Raw genomic sequence first — 19,146 nt, forward strand, 5'->3', positions numbered from 1 at the left:
AATATGTCTATTTTCTTTCACGAACAACTCCACAGAACACCCGCATTAATGGCACAGTTGCGCGATTTCCCGGTGACTATTTGCGGTGCGGGGGCGCTGGGTGCAAATATTACGGAAAATCTGGCGCGTTCGGGTTTTGGTAAACTGGTGACAATCGATCGCGATCGCATTGAAGAACGCAACCTCTCCACCCAGCCTTACTACCGTTCAGACGTTGGTGCGTACAAAGTGAAAATTCTCACCAATACTATTTATCGCGCCTTGGGTGTCGCAGTCGATGGGCGTTCCAAAGAATTAACATCGGCAAACGTCGCCCAATTGCTTGCTGGTAGCGGTATTGTCATTGATACTTTTGACAACAGCACCAGTCGTCAAGTTGTCAAAGATTATTGCACCAATGCAAATATTCCTTGCCTACACGTCGGCTTAGCTTCCGACTATGCTGAGGTTATCTGGAACGAAATTTATCGCGTTCCTTCCCCAGCAAATGATGATGTTTGCGACTACCCCCTGGCAAGAAATTTGGTAATGTTAACTGTGGCGGTGGCTTGCGAAGTTATTGTCACTTTTGTTGTTAGTGGGAATAAAGAAAGTTTCACAGTGACGCTGGGAGATTTTGCCGTCAAACCATTTGATAACTTTTGAATTTTACAGCTTTGATATTGCACTTAGGTCGAGAAGTGCGAGAAAAAGCATTAGGGCTTACGCACGTCAACACGCTGTAGGGGCATGGCAATGCCATGCCCCCACGACAGAACCAGGCATTCACTAATTAACTGCGTAAGTCCTGAGCATGAAAAACAGCGTTAATTTCTATTAACCAGAGAAAGTGCAGCTTTTCTGATTCGGTGCGTTACCAATTTTTCAGCTCCCAAAGCGATCAGGAAACCACCTCCTAGGCAAGCAGCTTTTGAGAGATTTCCGCTCTCAATAACGAATCCAGAAATTGCTGCAACCACTCCTAGAACTACATATAACTGGAGCAGCCAAAGTGGTTGAAGCTTTAGATCCTTTAGTAACAACTCATCATGTTTGTTGAGCATAGCTTTTACAAATAGCTGAATTTATAGTGTTTCTCAGTTGGGTGGAATATATCGCGGTTCTAACGGGAAATGGCAATGCCATGTCCCTACAGATGTATCGCACCCAACCCTCGAATTGCTATAGAAAAACACCTAACTATCTATTGAACCACCTTAAAGCCTATTGCCATTACCTCTGCATTAAAATCTCGTTCCTGGGCTGCGGCCTGGGAACGAGATAAACTCGGAAGAGCCGAGCTGTTTACATTAATTTACCTAGTCTGAATCCGCCGATACCGCGCTTCTACGAAATTATAAATACCATAAGCGATTAGACCGAAGGCAACAATTCCTAAAAGCCAAGGGCCAAAAGGCTGTCGTGCTAGTGCTGCCAAGGCACCACCTAGTCCCTCAACTTGAGTGGCATCGGACTGCCGCGCCGCTTGGAGTAGAAAAAGACCGATAATGCTAAAAACGACACCACGAGAAGCAATACCAAATCTGCTAGCGAGTGTCGCCCATTTCTCCTCTTGTTGGCTCATCTCGCTGATTTTCCACTTTTTGCGGAATTTGGCTTTGTAAGCTCTGTAAAATTGATAGAAGCCCATGCCGATCACGGCGGCTCCCACAAGCCCAGTTAGAAATTGACCGAAGGGTTGCGCTAATAAGCGTGCTGTCCAGTCTTGGGAAGAATTACTATTACCCCCGCCTCCCGAACCCAGGATCAGCTTAATTGCACTCCAGGCTAACCCAGCATAGATCAAGCCGCTACCAGCGTATCCCAGACGCAGCGCAAGACCTTTGGCATCGGTGCCTTTGTTTTCTGGATCGGCGATCGCTTCCACGAAACGCCACAGCACGTAACCAAGCAAGCCGAAAGCTACTATAGCTAGTAAGAATTTCCCAAACGGCTGCGTCACAATGCTTTGCAGCGCACCCTTAGTATCAGTGGTTTTGCCGCCTGCACCAAACGCCGCCTGCGCCGCCAGCACTCCCACGGTGGCGTAAACCACTCCTCTAGCTCCAAAGCCCAAACGTGCCAGTCTCTCCACCCACTCAGAAGAATTAGCGCCAGTTATGGGGTCTTTTTGTCCGGTGTTCATAATATTATGTCTCTGCTTGGCTATCAGTAATTGGTGGGTTATGCCATTTTGGATTTTGAAACTCTTGCCTTTAATCAGTCATAAAATTTTAAGTTTTGCAAAGATAAACCAAAATGGTGTTCCAACCATTTTTTAACAAAAATCACTTTTTACCACATCTATCTAAGTGCTTAACTAATATTTTGAAAAGTGCTGAGTGCTGAATAAACTTAAGCGACTTTTCTCTCTCTCACCAGTCGTTTATACAACTTAGTAAAACATCTGATGCGGATACTTTTAGTCGAAGATGAGCCTGATTTGGGTGCGGCAATTAAACGAACCTTAAGCCAGGAAGCGTATATAGTTGATTGGGTTCTGGATGGCACGCAAGCATGGGAATTTTTAGAAAGCCAGTGGACGCAATATACGCTGGCTATTTTCGATTGGTTACTACCAGGATTATCAGGAATCGAGTTATGTGTAAAGCTACGGCAGCAAAATAATCCTCTACCAGTTTTGATGCTAACTGCTAAAGACAGTATGGAAGATAAAGTTGCTGGGTTGGATGCTGGTGCTGATGATTATTTAATCAAGCCGTTCGGCATGGCAGAACTGTTAGCGAGGCTGCGGGCATTGCAAAGGCGATCGCCTCAACTTCAAGCCCCAGCTCTGCAAGTTGGCAGTTTGACTTTAGATTACACTACTCATACGGTTTGTTATCAGAATAAGCAAGCTATTCCTCTGACTATTAAGGAATTTCAACTGTTAGAGTATTTTATGAAGCATCCGACGCAGATTGTTACTCGCGACCAACTTCTAAATCAGCTTTGGGAATTGGGCGCAGAACCGATGAGTAATGTGGTGGCGGCTCAGATGCGGCTGCTGCGTCGTAAATTAGCTGAATATGGATGCGATCGCGTCCTCGAAACTGTCTATGGTGTGGGATATCGTTTAAATAGTCATTAGTCATTAGTTAATAACTAATGGCTAATATCAATAAACAATTAGCCATCCTGACCTTAGCAACTATTAACGTGAATCAAAATAAACTATTTCAGCTAACGCGCTGGCGACTGGCTGGCTGGTATGTTGGCATCATGGGCTTGATTCTGAGTTTGTGTGGATTTGCTGTTTACCGCGCGATCGCTCATGCTAATTGGAACGCACTCGATCGAGAATTAGAATCTGTCGCCGGAACGCTACACGATAGCATTGAACCAACTTTGAAGCAGCCTGGACGCTTGGAACCAATTACTCAAAAACTCTTACCAGATATTTGTCTTGCTCTTAACGGCTGCGTTACCCAATTAGAAAATACACAGCGTCACGCAATAGGCGCAATTCACCAAGGCGACTACTACGTGCGTTTATTGGATCGTTCAGGACGCTTAATTGCTTTGGCAGGACTTCAGCCAGAGGGATTATATCAAACATCAAAACGGGAATTGTGGCAAATTCACAAGGATCGCCAAGGTACTCGCTACCATCAAATTTCTCTGTCTCTGCATACCCAAGATAATCACTCTTGGGGATACATTCAGGTGGGGCGAAGTCTTAAAGACCTTGACAATCAACTTGCTGTCTTGAAATTTATCTTATTATTAGGCTTGCCAGTGGCAATGATTTTGGTAGGCGGTTCTAGTTGGTTGTTGGCTGGACTAGCGATGCAACCAATTTACCAATCTTATCGCCAGATTCAACAATTTACAGCGGATGCTGCCCATGAGTTACGGACACCTCTAGCTGCAATCCAAGCGACGGTAGAATCTTCATTGAGAATAAATAAACTAAGTGGAAGAGAGGCGAGAGACACCCTTATAACTCTTGAGCGTCAGAATCACCGCCTATCTGAACTTGTTAAGGATTTGTTATTACTATCTCGCATGGATCAGCAGGTTTCGCCTATAAAAGTTCGTCTCACCTGTCTCAATGATTTAGTCAGTGATGTGACAGAAGAATTGGCAGCGCTGGCGATCGCATCTGATGTTAATCTTATGGCTGACAACGGCAATGTAGGCGAGCCTTTGTATGTAAATGGTGACGAGGAACAGCTGTATCGTCTGCTTTGTAACTTAGTTATTAACGCTATTCAATACACGCCCGTCGGGGAAGAGGTGATGGTTACTTTAGAAAGTAGCGATCGCACTGCGCTGATTCACATAAAAGATACAGGCATCGGCATTACAGCGCAACAACAAAAGCTGATTTTTAACCGATTCTATCGCGTGAATAGCGATCGCTCCCGAAACAGTGGCGGTTCTGGCTTGGGATTGCCGATTGCGCTAGCGATCGCTACTGCCCACAACGGCAGCATACACGTTGAGAGCAAATTGGGCAAAGGCAGCACTTTTACCGTTAAACTGCCTATGCACAATTCAGCCTAAATATCAAGCTTTTGCCATTGCCCACGAAGCCCGCGTTGGCAGGTTTCGCTCGTGTAACCGTACCCTACAGGGTGTCGGCAGTAGTGATTTCATCCTGATTTCATTATCTTTTGCAAAACTTGTTAAATGCTGTGATATAAGGAATTTCTAGCCATGCGCTTCCACCTTATGGCCATGCGTTCTGTTTCAGGAATATTTCTATTTTTGTTGTTACTTATAACGCCAAAGTTTGTTTTAGCTCATGGTGGACATGGAGACGAATTTCATCAAGAAACAGAAGCAAATCCGGGGACTCAACAGGGAATTCAGGTGGATGCTCAAACAGTAAAGCGGATGGGAATTGAAGTTAAACCTGTCACGAAGCAGCAGATGAATTTTGGCATTAAAACTACAGGTCAAATTGAAACTTTGCCCAGCCAAAAAGTAGAAGTTACTTCACCAACTCCAGGTAAAATTGTTGAACTTTTAGTAGAACCTGGTGCCGTTGTCCAAGCAGGCAAAGTTATCGCCGTCATCGCCGCACCTGACTTAGTAGAATTGCGCGTCAATTCTCAGGAAAAACGGGCAGAAGCAGAGGCAGATTTGCAACAAGCTGAAGCTGATTTAAAGTTAGCCGAACAAAATTATCAGAGATACTTGCAGATAGCCGCAGCAGACATAAAACAAGCCCGCAGCCAGTTAGCATTGGCTGAGGAACGGTATAACCGAGATCGGGAACTCTCATCACAGGGAGCAATTCCGCGCCGCCAGGTGCTGGAAGACGAAACCGAACTGGCAGAAGCTTTGGCGACAGTTACCAAAGCCACTAGCCGCCGGGAAGTTCTGGAAGCTGAAGCGCAACTTAAACGCGCTAAATCAGCGGTAGAAGTGGCAAAATCTCGTATCCGCCTGAGTAACGCCACTTATCAAACTCGACTGCAACAGTTGGGAACTCGCGCTAATGACAAAGGACTGGTGACGGTGACTGCACCGATTTCTGGAACTGTTGCTGATCGGGAAATCACCCTTGGTCAATCGGTGGAAGAGGCGGGGGAAAAGTTGATGACTATCCTCAATAATAGTCGGGTTTGGGCTACGGCGAATATCTACGAAAAAGATTTAGAAAAAGTGAAAATTGGGCAACAAGCGATCGCAAAGGTTGCTAGTTTGCCGAATCGTACTTTTACAGGCAAGATTGCCGTAATTGGCTCGGTTGTAGAAGGTGAAACGCGGGTTGTACCAGTCAAAGCCGAACTGGATAATGCTGATGGACAGTTGAAACCGGGAATGTTTGCCCAATTAGAAGTTTTGACTGATAAGACACCAACTGCTGTGTTAGTGATGCCAACTTCAGCTGTAGTAGAAGCCAATGGCAGGCAGCTAGTTTATGTGGAAAATGGTACAACTTTCGAGCCTGCTGAAATCGCTTTGGGCAGAACTTTGGGAGACTTGGTTGAAATTAAGAGTGGCTTGTTTGATGGCGATCGCATCGTCACCCAAGGCGCAATTCAACTTTACGCCGAATCTTTAAAAGGCAATCGCTCCCAACAACAGGGCGCAATTCGGGGGGCGGAAAAAGGGAAAAGTGAAGAAAAAGAGTCAATAATCCAAAATTTCCTTCCCTGGTTGTGGGTTGTAGGTGGTGGGGGAGCGATCGCATCTGGTGCTTTTTGGTTAGGTCGTCGCACCAAAAAAGCCGTCAGTTTGGTAGAATTCTCAATTCCCGAAATGCCGAAAACTCAGGATTCCGATCCCCAGCAACTAACCCCAAAACGGTAGATTATGCCTATCTCTAGCCTGAACGCCTGAGCAAGCTAAGATCCAGACATGAAGGCGCTAAAAGAGCGATTATGGTAAACTACAATCCGCTGCAAAATCTACCCTCAAGTGACGAACTACCAGATTCTGACGACACTCCAGTGGATCATGAATTGCAAATCCTAATCCCCACCTTACTGAGGATAATTTTAAATTTGCTGTGGGCTAGTCGTAACGACTGGTTTTTCGGCGTAAATATGGGCATTTACCATACATCTGGGACAAATCCCAGAATTGCCATAGTTCCCGATAGTTTCCTGAGTTTGGGAGTACCGCGGCTCAAGAATGGTAAGTTACGACCAAGTTACATCGTTTGGGAAGAAAATAACATTGTTCCAATTTGGGTCTTAGAAGTCGTTTCCAAAACCTACGGGGGAGAATACGACGAGAAAATTACCGATTATGCCCGATTAGGGGTGTTGTACTATTGCGTTTACAACCCCGATTATTCTCGGCGCGACAAGCATAATGTCTTGGAGGTGTACCGCTTGGTGAACGGAGAATATGTACGTCAACCGGGTGAACCCGTCTGGATGCCGGAAATTGGCTTAGGAATTGGGCGCGAAAATGGCACTCACGATCGCTGTCATCGGGAATGGCTTTATTGGTATGACGAGCAAGGTAATAGATTCCCAACGCCAGATGAACGAACAGAGCAAGAGCGGCAACGAGCTGAGCGGCTGGTAGAGTTACTACGGGAAAGGGGGATTGACCCGGAAACTCTCAGTTAGAGGTTTAATTTGTGTAAGTGACTATGGAGAGAATTTTACAAGTTACCAGTGTTTGTCACAGAGAAGGAAAACGTAGGCTTGTCTCTTTTCCCACCAAAACCCAGTCACACCCCAACTCAACCCGCCCAACCTGACAGCAACAGCAGGCAAATGTCCATTGGGAGCCGAGGAATTGAAGGTAAGGTCATCGACTTGTAGCCAGTTTTGATTCACGCGCCATTTTATGCGATCGCTAAAAGCTTCATAAATTTGATCGTCAGCGTTGAAATTTCCGCCTACGCTTTTCCAAATTTGCTTTTGTACACTAAGTCCAAAGCGTCCATCAGAGGATTCTAACCAAAGTTGGTCGATAGCGCGAAGGTCTTCACAAGGTAATTTTTCGATGGCTGCTACATCCAACCAACCTTCTTTTTCTCGATCTGCCACTTGAAGCATAATCCTGAGTGTTTCTTCGTCAGCTTCTTTCAATCTTCCTGATGCTAGGAGAACAGCTAGTTTTGAAGCTAATATTGGCTTACTTTGTTGAGTTGCAGGCTTTGCGAAAACGTCATTGATAGATGTTTTCAACTCGCGCATACCATCTTCAATCTCACCGATCAAACTTCCCAGTGGCGGTGACTGGATGCTTGTTTCTGGATTCTTCGGCGGCGGCTGATTTAAGTTTTCCCACTTTCTTGCTTCTTCACGCTGAGCTAATCGCTGACGTTTGTCTTGTTCGCGTCGTTGCTCCTCTTGTCGGTGCTGCTTCCATGCAGCCCAGGCTGACACTCCCGCCGCTACTACTACGACGATTACGAGCATCACCCGAATAATTGCCACTTTACCCATAACTCTTCTACTTCTTAGCTAAAATTTCATCCTGATTTCATTTTGCTGTGTCAATTATTAAAAAGGGATTCTCACGACTGACAAACCAAAAATGCTCAGTGCCATCATCAAATGGTCTATTAAACAACGCTGGATAGTTATCCTCGCCGCCGGGGTAATTACAGTATGGATCTTTCGCGTGGCTTCGCAAATGCCAGTGGATGTTTTTCCCAATTTTGCTCCACCCCAAGTAGAAATACAAACTGAAGCCCCAGGATTGGCACCAGAGGAAGTAGAATCCCTCGTTACTTTACCTATTGAAAGTGCAATTAATGGGACTCCGGGGGTAACAACAGTACGCTCCGCCTCAGCGGTGGGACTCTCAGTTGTGAAAGTTATCTTCAACTGGGAAACTGATATTTATCAAGCCCGACAGTTAGTGACAGAAAGATTGCAGCAAGCTCAAGAAAAGCTACCAGAAACTGTCGATTCACCCCAAATTTCGCCTATTAGTTCCTCTATCGGTACTGTACTCCAATATGCTTTTACTATTACCCAAGATAAACCTCAATCCCAAATCGACTTAATGGAGCTACGGCGGATTGTCGATTGGCAAGTGACAAATCGCCTCTTAGCTGTTCCTGGTGTCTCGCAAGTTGTGGCTTATGGCGGTGATATTCGCCAGTATCAAGTATTAGTTGATTCAGAAAAGCTGAAAGCGTTTAATATCTCTTTGCACGAAGTACAAGAAGCTGCTGCTGCTGCTAATGTTAATGCTCCTGGTGGTTATTTAACTAATCCAGACCAAGAATTATTAATCCGAGGCATTGGGCGAATTGAATCTATTGAAGACTTACAGCAATCGGTAATTAAATCTCGCAATGGTACACCCATTATGCTAGGAGATGTTGCTGATGTTAAAATTGGTGCTGCCTTGAAGCGTGGCGATGCCAGCTTGAACGGCAAAAAGGCAATAGTTTTAATGGTTAATAAACAGCCGCTTGTTGATACTCCGACTGTCACTCGTGCCATAGAAACGGCAATGGCAGAGGTTAAATCTGGCTTACCCAAAGATGTGCAAGTGCAGGTTACTTTTCGTCAGGAAGACTTTATCGACGCCTCGATTGAAAATGTTAGGGAAGCTTTGGTAGAAGGTAGCTTTATTGTTGCCCTAATTTTGATTCCGTTTTTGATGAATTGGCGGACTCTTGTAGTTAGCCTCACGGCGCTTCCCTTGTCTTTGCTGTTAGGATTGCTGGCGTTAAATTGGCTGGGACAGGGACTTAATACGATGACTTTGGGCGGCTTGGCTGTAGCCATTGGTTCAGCGGTAGATGATGCGATTGTGGATGCTGAAAATGTCTACCGTTCTCTGCGGGAATATAAGAACAAGGGACTGGGGACTGGGGAAAGTGGACAGAGGAATTTTCTCAATTCCGAATCCCAAATTCCAAATATAAAATCTCCTTTAGATGTGGTTTTTGAAGGCTGTCAGGAGGTGCGCGATTCTCTGTTTGGTGCCACATTAATTACGGTGGTTGTATTTTCCCCAATTTTTGCTTTAGCTGGTGTAGAAGGTCGCATTTTTGCACCGATGGGTATTGCTTATTTAGTGGCAGTTTTGGCTTCTAGTGTTACAGCACTTACAGTTACTCCAGCTTTATGTGCTATCTTACTGCCTCACGGTAGTTTTCCAGAAAAAGAACCGTGGGTGGCGAGATTTTTTAAAGGGCTTTATCGTCCCTTTTTAATGTTTTCTCTGCGTAGTTCTAAGCTAATTTCTGCGATCGCGATCGCATCTCTTGTAGCAGCAATTGCGATCGCGCCTTCGTTGGGACGGGTATTTTTGCCGGAGTTTCAAGAGCGATCGCTAGTCAATACCCTGACTCTCTATCCCGGTGTTTCTCTGGATAATACCAACCGTGCTGGTGAAGCGCTTCAAGATGCTCTCAAGGACGATCCCCGCTTTGATTTTATCCAGTTACGATCGGGACGCGCCCCCGGAGATGCTGATGCAGCAGGTGTGAACTTTGGCCATTTGGATGTGGAACTGAGCGAAGCTGGGATAAAAGACCGCAAAGGAAGTATTGAAAAGCTACGGGAAGAATTTGCTAAATTACCTGGTGTTGCGCCCAATATTGGCGGTTTTATTTCTCACCGGATGGATGAAGTGCTATCAGGGGTGAGGAGTGCGATCGCGCTCAAAATTTTTGGCCCCGACTTGCAGCAACTCCGCACAATTGGTAGACAAATCGAAGACATCATGAAAACTGTCCCCGGTATTGTAGACTTGCAACTAGAACCCCAACTGCCAATTAGACAGATCCAAATTCAGTTTGACAGGTCAGCTGCTGCTCGTTATGGTTTAACTGTGGGCGAACTGTCAGAAACTATTGAAACAGCACTCAATGGAAAAGTCGTTTCCCAAGTCTTAGAGGAGCAACAAACCTTTGACCTTGTGGTGTGGTTAAAAGAAGATGCTCGCCGCAACTTGGATACTATTAGTAATTTGCTAGTCGATACTCCTAACAATCAAAAAATTCCCCTCGCTCAAGTTGCCAAAATTGACTACGGGACAGGCCCAAATACTATCAACCGTGAAAATGTTTCCCGTTTAATTGTTGTATCCGCCAACGCCAGTGGCAGAGATTTGCGCTCTGTAGTAGATGAAATTAGCGCCAAAGTTAAGCAACAAGTGCAATTACCTCCTGGTTACTTTATTCAATATGGCGGTCAATTCGAGTCGGAACAACGAGCTACCCAAAACATATTATTATTTAGCTCTCTAGCTTTTGTAGTAATTACGATATTAATATATTTCTCAGTTAAATCTTTTCCCTCAACTGCGATGATTATGATTAATTTACCCTTAGCATTAGTGGGAGGAGTGCTTTCAATTGCGCTCACAGATGGTGTTATCTCTGTGGCTTCTCTGGTTGGTTTTATCACCCTGTTTGGTGTCGCCACTCGCAACGGGTTGTTATTAGTTGATAATTACAATGCTAAATTTGCCGATGGTTTGCCTTTCCGTGAAGTCATAATTGAAGGCTCCATGCAGCGGCTAAATGCTATTTTGATGACGGCTTTTACCTCGGCTTTAGGCTTGTTACCTCTGGTATTTGGCGGTGGTGCTGGTAAAGAAATTCTGCAACCTTTAGCGGTAGTGGTGTTGGGGGGATTGTTTACTTCTACAGCTTTAACGCTGTTAGTATTACCTGCTTTGTATGCTCAGTTTGGGAAAATTTTGATACCTAAAAAGGTTTGATATAAAGCGCCAAGGACGCAAAGGAAAGATGAAATCATTTAAGGTAAGTTTGGCTGTTTTTGCTATGGGATTACTTCTTTTGGGTTCCTGTAGCAACGGACAACAAGCAGCAACTCCAGATAATAGTCCTGCTGTTTCTTCCTCAGAAACGGCTCAAAAAGGCGACCACTCTACACCTGCCAAAGGAGGTAAAGTTGTGGAGACGGGAAACTATCATTTAGAGTTTGTTCCTGAAAAGGAAGATAAAGGCACTCATCTGGATTTGTATCTCCAGAAAGGTGACACTCACGAAGCGATTCCTAACGCCAAAGTTACGGCTCAGGTTCAGTTACCTAATGGTAGTCAAAAAACGCTAGATATGAAATACGACGCTCAGGGTAAACACTACGCTGTTTTGCTACCTGAGCAAGCACCTGGGGAGTATAAAGTTGTTATTCTCTCTGATATTAGTGGCGAAAAGGTAAATGGGCGTTTTACCTTTAATCGATAGACATTTTGTTGATAGCCAAGCGGTGAGGCAGAGCCTCTAATTTCTAGTTTCCCTAAGTCTGGAAACTAGAAATTAGAGATATTTTTAGTCGTTTCCTGTCACTTTTTGAATTAAATCTTGTGCTTTTTCTATCAAATTTGGCTCGGAATTTTCTTCTGTAGCGCTTTTTACTGTCTTGACGTTAGCCTTCTCATTGAAGTCAAAGGTTTTATTGGCATTTTCTGATGCCTGCTTTTCTTCTTCTAAAATACCTGTGGCTTCGCTATATTCGTAGGCGCGATCAATTTTTTCTTGAGATGACAGCTTGTCTTTTGAATGTAGAACTGCATAACTCGGTGCGGCGAAAATAAATATACCTGACAAGCTGATTAAAGCCATCAAACCTAAAACAAAAATACGCTTTTGCATTCCTTCCTTGAGAGCTAATAAAATTCTTTGCATGAAAATTACCTCCTGATTTTGTTTTCGCAATACTTTGAGCAGACGCGAGTAGATAAAACTACTAACGTCATCTATTAGTACGAAATGAATCGTACTTGTCCAGCTACAACTGTGCCTTCTGCCGCAGGACACATTAATTTTTTTGAGGCAACCACTCTTGATGAATATTAAGCCCTCGGCTTTGCATGGTATGTTCAAATAAATCGGTGGGGAGTGCCTGTTCTACTGCCCAAACACCGGGTTTTTTGAGTTTCCCAGTTAGCAATAATTCGGCAAGGCTGCCAGTACCATAACCAGCTGCAACTGCTGTGTTTTCATGCACTAAAGTTGAGCAAAACTTGGCTGGTTGTCCATCTTTACGTCCGCTGGCTTCAGAACGAATGGCTACGCCAACTCCGGTAAAGCGATCGCTTACATCGGTCATGCGGTGACTGACTCTGGCTAAAAACTCGATGACATAACGATTTCTTAGCCAGCTGGAAGGCCACCAGTGGGCAACGCTCCAGGTAAGGTAATTGTAAAAATCGGGAACTGTGCCAAATTTGGTGATTACGGTTTTGACTGGGAAAGTTTCCGGTAGCGTAAAGGCTTCTGGCATATCAAACCAGTAAACGCCAGTGCGACCGTAAGGCGGCGGAAACTCAATGACTTCGCGATCGCTATACGGCTTTATCTCCTGCCATTGACCATCTATCCAAACTTCAAAGGGTTTTTGCAACCCTAGAAATGTGGTTCGCATCACCGTCACCCCACTCCCGCCGGAACCCGATACTAGATAACTTAGGTGAATCCTGTCTGTCTCATCTAGCTGCTCGACGCACTGGCGCACCATACTATTAGAGATACCGGGGAAAATTCCCGTATTAACAATCGCTGTCACCCCCGCAGCGGCAGCTTCTTCCCGGCAATCTAAGGCTTTGCGTGTATAGGATGGGTGATCGCTGACATCCAGATAGTTGACACCCTCTTTTATACAGAGTTTTAGGACTCTATCATCCCGGTAATGAAATGGCCCCGCACAGTGGATTACCAGATTACAAGAGGCGATCGCATCCCTGAGTACCGAGTCGTCTGCCAAATCTAGAGCCAGGAATTTCACTTTCGACCCCAGCTCTTGAGTGACCGACATCCCAGCAGCTTCGTGTCTGCCAGTAAGTATAACTTGCGCCTGTGTGTGTGCGACCAGATCGGCTGCTACGCTGCTGCCAATCCGTCCGCTTCCTCCAAGAATTAAAACCTGTGTCATTAATCAAGTTTTATTAACGCTAACTTCAGTTCATCAGTTTAGAATGCTTTTCTTCATCGGTTACAAGGAATACTTTGCCTCCTCAGAAAGGATGAAGAATAATTTATTCTCTCCATCTCTATGCATCCGTTACCTAACCTCTAGCCCTACTTAGTCTACAAAATTATCAGGATAATAAGGAAAAACTATTTTGATCTATGAGATACAGACAATGCGCTGCTGATTTGTGCTAATAGAATAATTCTCCTAACCTTCTGATACCAAACAATAGTATATTATGGGCAAATACAATAGGGTGTGAAATTGTTTAAAACCTCTTAATCTCCAAATAACCTGAGTACATTGTTCAAGAGGGCGCGAACAATATAATTATCTAAATTTGGCATAAATTCGCGCTTTGAAATTGTCCCAGATGTAGAAGAAAAAATGTTCGTCCAGCAGATTGAGGCTTCTTTACGACGACTCCAGAACCTGAGTATGCAAGAATGCAGGCAGCCGTAGAAGAATGGCAAACAGCGTCGAAAAACGCGATCGCTCATCAAAACTGCTAGTCGCCACCCGTCATACTCTGGAAGTGGAGAGGAGAGCGTTATTATGATTTGGTTTGACAATAACCCGCAAACGGGTATTTGGTGACAAATCCCATTGGGGTTATTATAGAAGCAACCCAAGCAGCAGCAAGCTTGCTGAAGGTTTCCCTGAAAAGTTGGGTGGGCAAACCGTTAGCTATCTTTGTGGCAGGTTCGGCTCGGTAAAACTTTTATAGAAACTTAAGTCAGGTACTCCAAAACCTAGAAACCCAGAAATGGGAGGTTAACATTCAGACAAAAACAGGGGACGTTCTTTCCTTCTGCCTTTAAGTTTAGCGCAGCACTAGACTTTAGCGGTCAGGTGATGGAATAACGAAGAGCTGTTAGAAGAAATTACACAGCGTAAGCGGTACGAAGCAGCTATGGAGAGCGATCGCAATAATTTGGAAAAGCAAGTTGAACAACAAACCGCCGAGCTTCAGAAAGCCAATGAACAACTAAAACAGGAGATCGCCAAGCGTCAACGCGCCCAAAAAGCCCTCTCGCAAAGGGCTGAAGGAGAATGGGTAATCCGAGTCATTACCGAGCGCATCCGCGGGTCATTAAACTTGGAGGAAGTTCTTAATACTACGGTGGCAGAAATCCGACAATTTCTGGAGAGCGATCGCTCTGTCATATACCAAATTAAGGGAAATGAACAAGCCGTAGTGGTGGCTGAATCAGTTGATGCGGCTTGGCCCTCTATTTTAGGCGTTAACATTGCCTCAACCTCGTTTCAAGAACGGATAGCAGTCTATCGCGAGGGAAAGGTAAGAGCGATCGATGATATACAACAAGAAGCCTTTCCTATAGCTATTAACGAGTATGTGCAGCAACAGCAAGTCAAAGCCGCCTTGGTAGCTCCCATCCTGCACGGTAATAAGTTTTGGGGGGTACTTGCAACTCATCAATGTTCCGCACAACGTCACTGGGAACCGTTTGAGATCGATCTGCTCAAGCAATTGGCAACACAAGTGTCAATTGCCATTCAGCAATCAGAGCTTTATCAGCAAGTGCAGCAACTCAACGCTAACCTGGAGTTCCAAGTACGCGAACGCACCGCCCAACTGCAACAATCCCTCGACTTTGAAGCGATGCTTAAACGCATCACTGACGATGTACGCGATAGCCTCGACGAAAACCAAATTTTGCAAATAGTCGTTTGGGAATTAGCCGTCGGGTTGAACATAGAAGGCTGCGATACCGCTTTGTATGATAGCGATCGCGCTACCTCTACCATTCGCTATGAGTATACTCTGGGAATGCCCACCGCTCAGGGGCATTTGGTGCAAATGGCAGAGTTTCGCGAAGGTTATAATCAGCTTCTGCACGGTCTGTATTTCCAATTTTGTCCACTCGGCCCCGATATTCGCGGTACCTTCGCTAGACTTATTTGCCCGATTTTCGATGACCAAGGTGTGCTAGGTGATTTATGCTTATTCAAGCCGCCCCAAGAAGCCTTTAACGAAAAAGAAATCCGACTGGTGCAGCAAGTGGCGAATCAGTGCGCGATCGCTATTCGCCAAGCGAGATTGTATCAAGCAGCGCGATCGCAAATCGAGGCTCTACAAAATCTCAATCGCCTCAAAGATGACTTTCTCAACACCGTTTCTCACGAATTACGCACCCCCGTCGCCAACATGAAAATGGCGATTCAAATGCTTTCCATCGCCCTTAATCGAGACTCGCCATTTTTAGCGGAACTCAGCAAACCAAAAGCAGAACAAAGCAAAGTGGCTCGCTACTTTCAGATATTGCAAAACGAATGCAATCGCGAAATTCGCCTCATTGATGACCTTTTGGACTTGCAGCGACTGTATACAGAAGCTCAACCTTTATTACTAACATCAATTCAGCTACAGGAATGGCTACCGCCAATTGTAGAACCATTTCAAGAACGATCCGAAAACCGCCAGCAAACCTTGCTTCTTAACATCCCCCCCAATTTGCCCCGATTCACCTGCGATCCCACTACTCTAGCCAGAATATTGACCGAATTGCTAGAAAATGCCTGCAAATACACCCCCCCATTAGAAACAATTACACTCACAGTCCAAACTGTTGAAACAGCCCACTCAAATCTCATGCAGTTGAGCGTAATCAATTCTGGAGTTGAGATTCCACAAAGCGAACTAAATCGGATTTTTGAGAAATTCTATCGCATTCCTAGTTCCGATCCCTGGAAGCAAGGCGGAACTGGATTAGGACTAGCTCTAGTAAAAAAATTAGTAGCACATTTGGGAGGTACCCTGCGAGTAGAAAGTAAAAATCGTCAAACCACATTTACCATAGAGTTGCCCATTAATGATCTTAATTAATCATTATTTCTTAAACAACTAAAATATACTGTTGATATGCGTCAAACCATTAACGGATGCTATTACTGCATAATGGTTGCACTTGGTTGTATCTGGCTATTTCGCAGGCTTCGACATTAGCTTGTATTCAGTTGCAATGCTGCTGTCGCCGCCACAACGGTTACGCAACTATTGCTCTTACCAGCGACAGTTACCGCCTAAATCAGTACAGCTTGATAATTATTTCCCGAACCGAGTTTAAATAATTTATACATGAAATTCACATTTACTTTAAAAACTTCCCAGTATAATTCCGTATAATCTGGGAGGTAACAGTTATAAGAATACTGTATTCTTTTAATTAGTAAAAATAACTAGCCTAGGTAGAATAAACAGGATAAGGAAATTGGAACAATTTTGTCATGTTTTGGTAATTGAAGATCCAAAAGGTAGACGTACAGTTTCCTTTGAAGCTAGTACCTATTCAATAGGTCGCGATCGCAGCAACTCGGTAGTTTTGAACTCTCGACTAATTTCTCGCCATCATGCTACTTTGTTCCGAGTTAAAAATCCAGTAAATGGCGATTATTTATATTGGATAATAGACGGAGACTTACAAGGTAATCTTAGCACAAATGGGCTAGTTGTCAATGGGCGACGTTGCTTTGCTCACGAATTAAAGCATGAGGATATGATCATATTTGGAGGGATTATTAAGGCAAGCTATCGGATAGTACCTAAATTATCAAAGGCAGAATTACTAAATTATGGCAAACAAGTAGATTTTTCTACTTTTCCAGCCTGCTCAAGCACTCTCTTTCAACCGATATCAGCATCAAATCTCAAGGTTGCCAAATTAAGTGAATCGGCTCTAGTTAGATTAGCTTCTTTTCCGGAACTACTACCCAATCCTATTGTAGAAATTAATTTATCAGGGATAATTACATATATAAATCCAGCGGCACTAATAAAATTTCCCGATATTCAAGAGGCTACAAAACAGCATCCGCTGATCGGAGATTTAATAGCAAAGCTTCAAAAAAGTAAAGGGAAAGTTTTTGTTCGGGAACTGCAAATTGGTAGTGAAGTATTTGAACAATATGTACACTACATTGCTGAAAACGAGCTAATTAGAAGTTACGTTTTTGATATCACTGAGCGCAAGGGGGCAGAGGAAGTATTAAAAACGCAGGCTTTAGTGCTTGAGAGCATGGCAGAAGGTGTCAACGTCTCTGACGAAAATGGCATTATCTTCTTTACTAATCCAGCATTTGAAGCAATGTTCGGATATGAGCGAGGGGAGTTGATTGGCAAACCTGTATCGATTTTAAGCGCCCATCCACCGGAAGACAATACTCAAATATATGGCGATTTCGTCGAACAATTACAGGCTCAAAGTTCTGGATTTGGAGAGTTTTTTAACCGCAGGAAGGACGGCTCTGTGTTCACCACCTATGCCCGGATCAGCACCTTAGAAATCGGGGATAAGAAATATTGGGTTTGCGTCCAAGAAGACATTACTGAACGCAAAGCTGCTGAGGCAATGATCCAATATCAAGCTTTTCATGACCTCCTCACAGGTTTGCCAAACCGAACGCTATTTAATAAAAAACTTCTTCAGGCACTAGCAGATGCACGTTATCGGCAATACAGTTTGGCTGTCATGTTTATCGATATGGATCGCTTTAAGACCATTAACGATACACTGGGACACGCTGTGGGCGATCGCTTATTACAACTCTTTGCAGAACGAATGGCAAACTGTCTGCGGGATAATGACACTGTTGCCCGTTGGGGAGGCGATGAATTCACCCTGCTACTGCCCCACATCAACGATCCAAAAGATGCCGCCAAGATTGCCCAACGCATTTTAGATGCTTTGAAACCTGCTTTTAGCCTGGAGGGACACCAACTTCATATGAGCAGCAGCATCGGCATCGCTCTTTATCCCCAGGATGGAGAAGATCCCGAAACTCTCTTAAGAAACGCCGATATTTCCTTATACCGCGCCAAGGAACAGGGCAGAAATAACTACCGATTTTATGTCCCAGCAATGAATTCTCAAGCTTGTGAATTATTAACGCTGGAAAATCGGCTGCACCATGCTCTCAGAGAGGGAGAGTTTGTTATTTACTACCAACCTCAAGTAAATATCAAGACGGGAGAGATTATCGCGATGGAAGCTCTTTTGCGTTGGAATCACCCGACTCTAGGACTCGTCTCTCCGAAAAAATTTATTCCCCTGGCTGAAGAAAACGGATTAATCATACCCATTGGTGAATGGGTATTGCGGACTGCTTGCGCTCAAAATAAAGCTTGGCAAAAAGTAGGTTTCTCACCGCTAAGGATGGCAGTTAACCTCTCAGCTAGACAGTTCCAACAACCAAATCTAGTAGCAATGGTGAGGCAGGTGTTAGCAGAAACAGGACTTTCGCCTCACTTTCTGGAGTTGGAAATTACAGAAAGCACTATCATGCAGAATGTGGACAAAGGGCGGGAATGGGTGCGCGATCTGTACGCGATGGGAGTTCACATCAGTATGGATGATTTTGGGACAGGCTATTCTTCTCTGGGTTATTTAAAGAAATTTCCGTTCCATACGCTCAAAATCGATCAATCTTTTGTGCGCGATTTGCGTGATGAACCGGAGGATACAGCGATTATTTCAGCTGTGATTGCATTAGGACGTGGTTTGAATCTCCGGGTAGTGGCTGAAGGTGTGGAAACTCATCAGCAAATGGAATTATTGCAAAGTCTCCAGTGCGAGGAAATGCAAGGTTACTGGTTCAGTATGCCCCTAGAGGTGGACGATGCCACAAACTTCCTGAATACCTATAGGATGAAATCCAAACTTCCAGGGCATGGGGATAATAAAAAAAAATCTGAAAATGCAGCTTGCCAATACCTGAACTGTTGTGCATAATTTCTATCCCTGATGGAGATGGAAGCGTCGGAGCGATCGCATTCTCGATTTATTTATAGATAGGTCTATCAAGGTTAAACTCAGCCGGACTA

Annotated in this window: 16 protein-coding genes; 11 read left to right on the forward strand and 5 right to left on the reverse strand. The window is 44.4% G+C overall.

The genetic code is table 11. From position 1 onward, the window contains the following. The first annotated feature begins 3 nt into the window (after positions 1-3). Positions 4-645 (forward strand): HesA/MoeB/ThiF family protein, encoded by a 642-nt coding sequence (locus NDI42_RS00825; protein WP_190454161.1) that lies wholly within the window; start codon positions 4-6, stop codon positions 643-645. A gap of 161 nt (positions 646-806) precedes the next feature. Here the strand turns inward: NDI42_RS00825 and NDI42_RS00830 are convergent, their stop codons facing one another. Next, positions 807-1,043 carry a hypothetical protein gene (locus tag NDI42_RS00830; protein ID WP_190427927.1) on the reverse strand — a complete coding sequence of 79 codons (237 nt, stop codon included), beginning with the start codon at positions 1,041-1,043 and terminating at the stop codon, positions 807-809. Between the two features lie 251 nt (positions 1,044-1,294). After that, positions 1,295-2,125, reverse strand: coding sequence for a DUF1206 domain-containing protein (locus NDI42_RS00835; protein ID WP_190454162.1), 831 nt, complete (start codon positions 2,123-2,125; stop codon positions 1,295-1,297). A gap of 264 nt (positions 2,126-2,389) precedes the next feature. Here NDI42_RS00835 and rppA point away from each other — a divergent pair, with 264 nt between their 5' ends. From rppA to NDI42_RS00855, 4 genes are all read left to right on the forward strand, one after another. Further along, entirely contained in the window at positions 2,390-3,070 is a 681-nt protein-coding gene (rppA, locus tag NDI42_RS00840) for a two-component system response regulator RppA (protein ID WP_190427931.1), read from the forward strand. A gap of 68 nt (positions 3,071-3,138) precedes the next feature. Then, on the forward strand, positions 3,139-4,488 hold the full coding sequence (gene rppB / locus NDI42_RS00845; protein WP_190454426.1) for a two-component system sensor histidine kinase RppB: 1,350 nt from the start codon (positions 3,139-3,141) through the stop codon (positions 4,486-4,488). Positions 4,489-4,641: 153 nt separating this feature from the next. Continuing rightward, entirely contained in the window at positions 4,642-6,246 is a 1,605-nt protein-coding gene (locus tag NDI42_RS00850) for an efflux RND transporter periplasmic adaptor subunit (protein WP_190454165.1), read from the forward strand. Positions 6,247-6,317: 71 nt separating this feature from the next. After that, positions 6,318-7,016, forward strand: coding sequence for a Uma2 family endonuclease (locus NDI42_RS00855; RefSeq protein ID WP_190454168.1), 699 nt, complete (start codon positions 6,318-6,320; stop codon positions 7,014-7,016). A gap of 42 nt (positions 7,017-7,058) precedes the next feature. Here the strand turns inward: NDI42_RS00855 and NDI42_RS00860 are convergent, their stop codons facing one another. Further along, positions 7,059-7,844 (reverse strand): GUN4 domain-containing protein, encoded by a 786-nt coding sequence (locus NDI42_RS00860; RefSeq protein ID WP_190454171.1) that lies wholly within the window; start codon positions 7,842-7,844, stop codon positions 7,059-7,061. Positions 7,845-7,935: 91 nt separating this feature from the next. On the opposite strand from NDI42_RS00860, the gene NDI42_RS00865 reads away from it, so the two are divergent. Continuing rightward, a complete protein-coding gene (locus tag NDI42_RS00865; RefSeq protein WP_190454174.1) occupies positions 7,936-11,088 on the forward strand; it encodes an efflux RND transporter permease subunit in 3,153 nt (1,050 codons plus the stop codon). A gap of 28 nt (positions 11,089-11,116) precedes the next feature. After that, entirely contained in the window at positions 11,117-11,578 is a 462-nt protein-coding gene (locus NDI42_RS00870) for a hypothetical protein (protein WP_190454177.1), read from the forward strand. Positions 11,579-11,662: 84 nt separating this feature from the next. On the opposite strand, the gene NDI42_RS00875 is transcribed toward NDI42_RS00870, so the two are convergent. Together NDI42_RS00875 and NDI42_RS00880 are read right to left on the reverse strand one after the other, a co-directional pair. Continuing rightward, positions 11,663-12,019, reverse strand: a complete 357-nt coding sequence (locus NDI42_RS00875) for a hypothetical protein (RefSeq protein ID WP_190454180.1) — start codon at positions 12,017-12,019, stop codon at positions 11,663-11,665. A 133-nt stretch (positions 12,020-12,152) separates the two neighbouring features. Then, on the reverse strand, positions 12,153-13,265 hold the full coding sequence (locus NDI42_RS00880; RefSeq protein WP_190454183.1) for a saccharopine dehydrogenase family protein: 1,113 nt from the start codon (positions 13,263-13,265) through the stop codon (positions 12,153-12,155). A 632-nt stretch (positions 13,266-13,897) separates the two neighbouring features. On the opposite strand from NDI42_RS00880, the gene NDI42_RS00885 reads away from it, so the two are divergent. From NDI42_RS00885 to NDI42_RS00900, 4 genes are all read left to right on the forward strand, one after another. Beyond that, positions 13,898-14,020: a hypothetical protein gene (locus NDI42_RS00885; RefSeq protein ID WP_277874037.1), complete on the forward strand. Its 123-nt coding sequence runs from the start codon at positions 13,898-13,900 to the stop codon at positions 14,018-14,020. 197 nt (positions 14,021-14,217) lie between these two features. Further along, positions 14,218-16,152, forward strand: coding sequence for a GAF domain-containing protein (locus NDI42_RS00890; protein ID WP_190454186.1), 1,935 nt, complete (start codon positions 14,218-14,220; stop codon positions 16,150-16,152). Positions 16,153-16,208: 56 nt separating this feature from the next. Next, positions 16,209-16,397, forward strand: a complete 189-nt coding sequence (locus tag NDI42_RS00895) for a hypothetical protein (RefSeq protein ID WP_348231351.1) — start codon at positions 16,209-16,211, stop codon at positions 16,395-16,397. Positions 16,398-16,537: 140 nt separating this feature from the next. Continuing rightward, positions 16,538-19,054 (forward strand): EAL domain-containing protein, encoded by a 2,517-nt coding sequence (locus NDI42_RS00900; RefSeq protein WP_190454189.1) that lies wholly within the window; start codon positions 16,538-16,540, stop codon positions 19,052-19,054. Positions 19,055-19,146 lie beyond the last annotated feature (92 nt).

The sequence above is a fragment of the Funiculus sociatus GB2-C1 genome, assembly GCF_039962115.1.
In the GTDB taxonomy this organism is placed as follows: Bacteria; Cyanobacteriota; Cyanobacteriia; order Cyanobacteriales; family FACHB-T130; genus Funiculus; species Funiculus sociatus.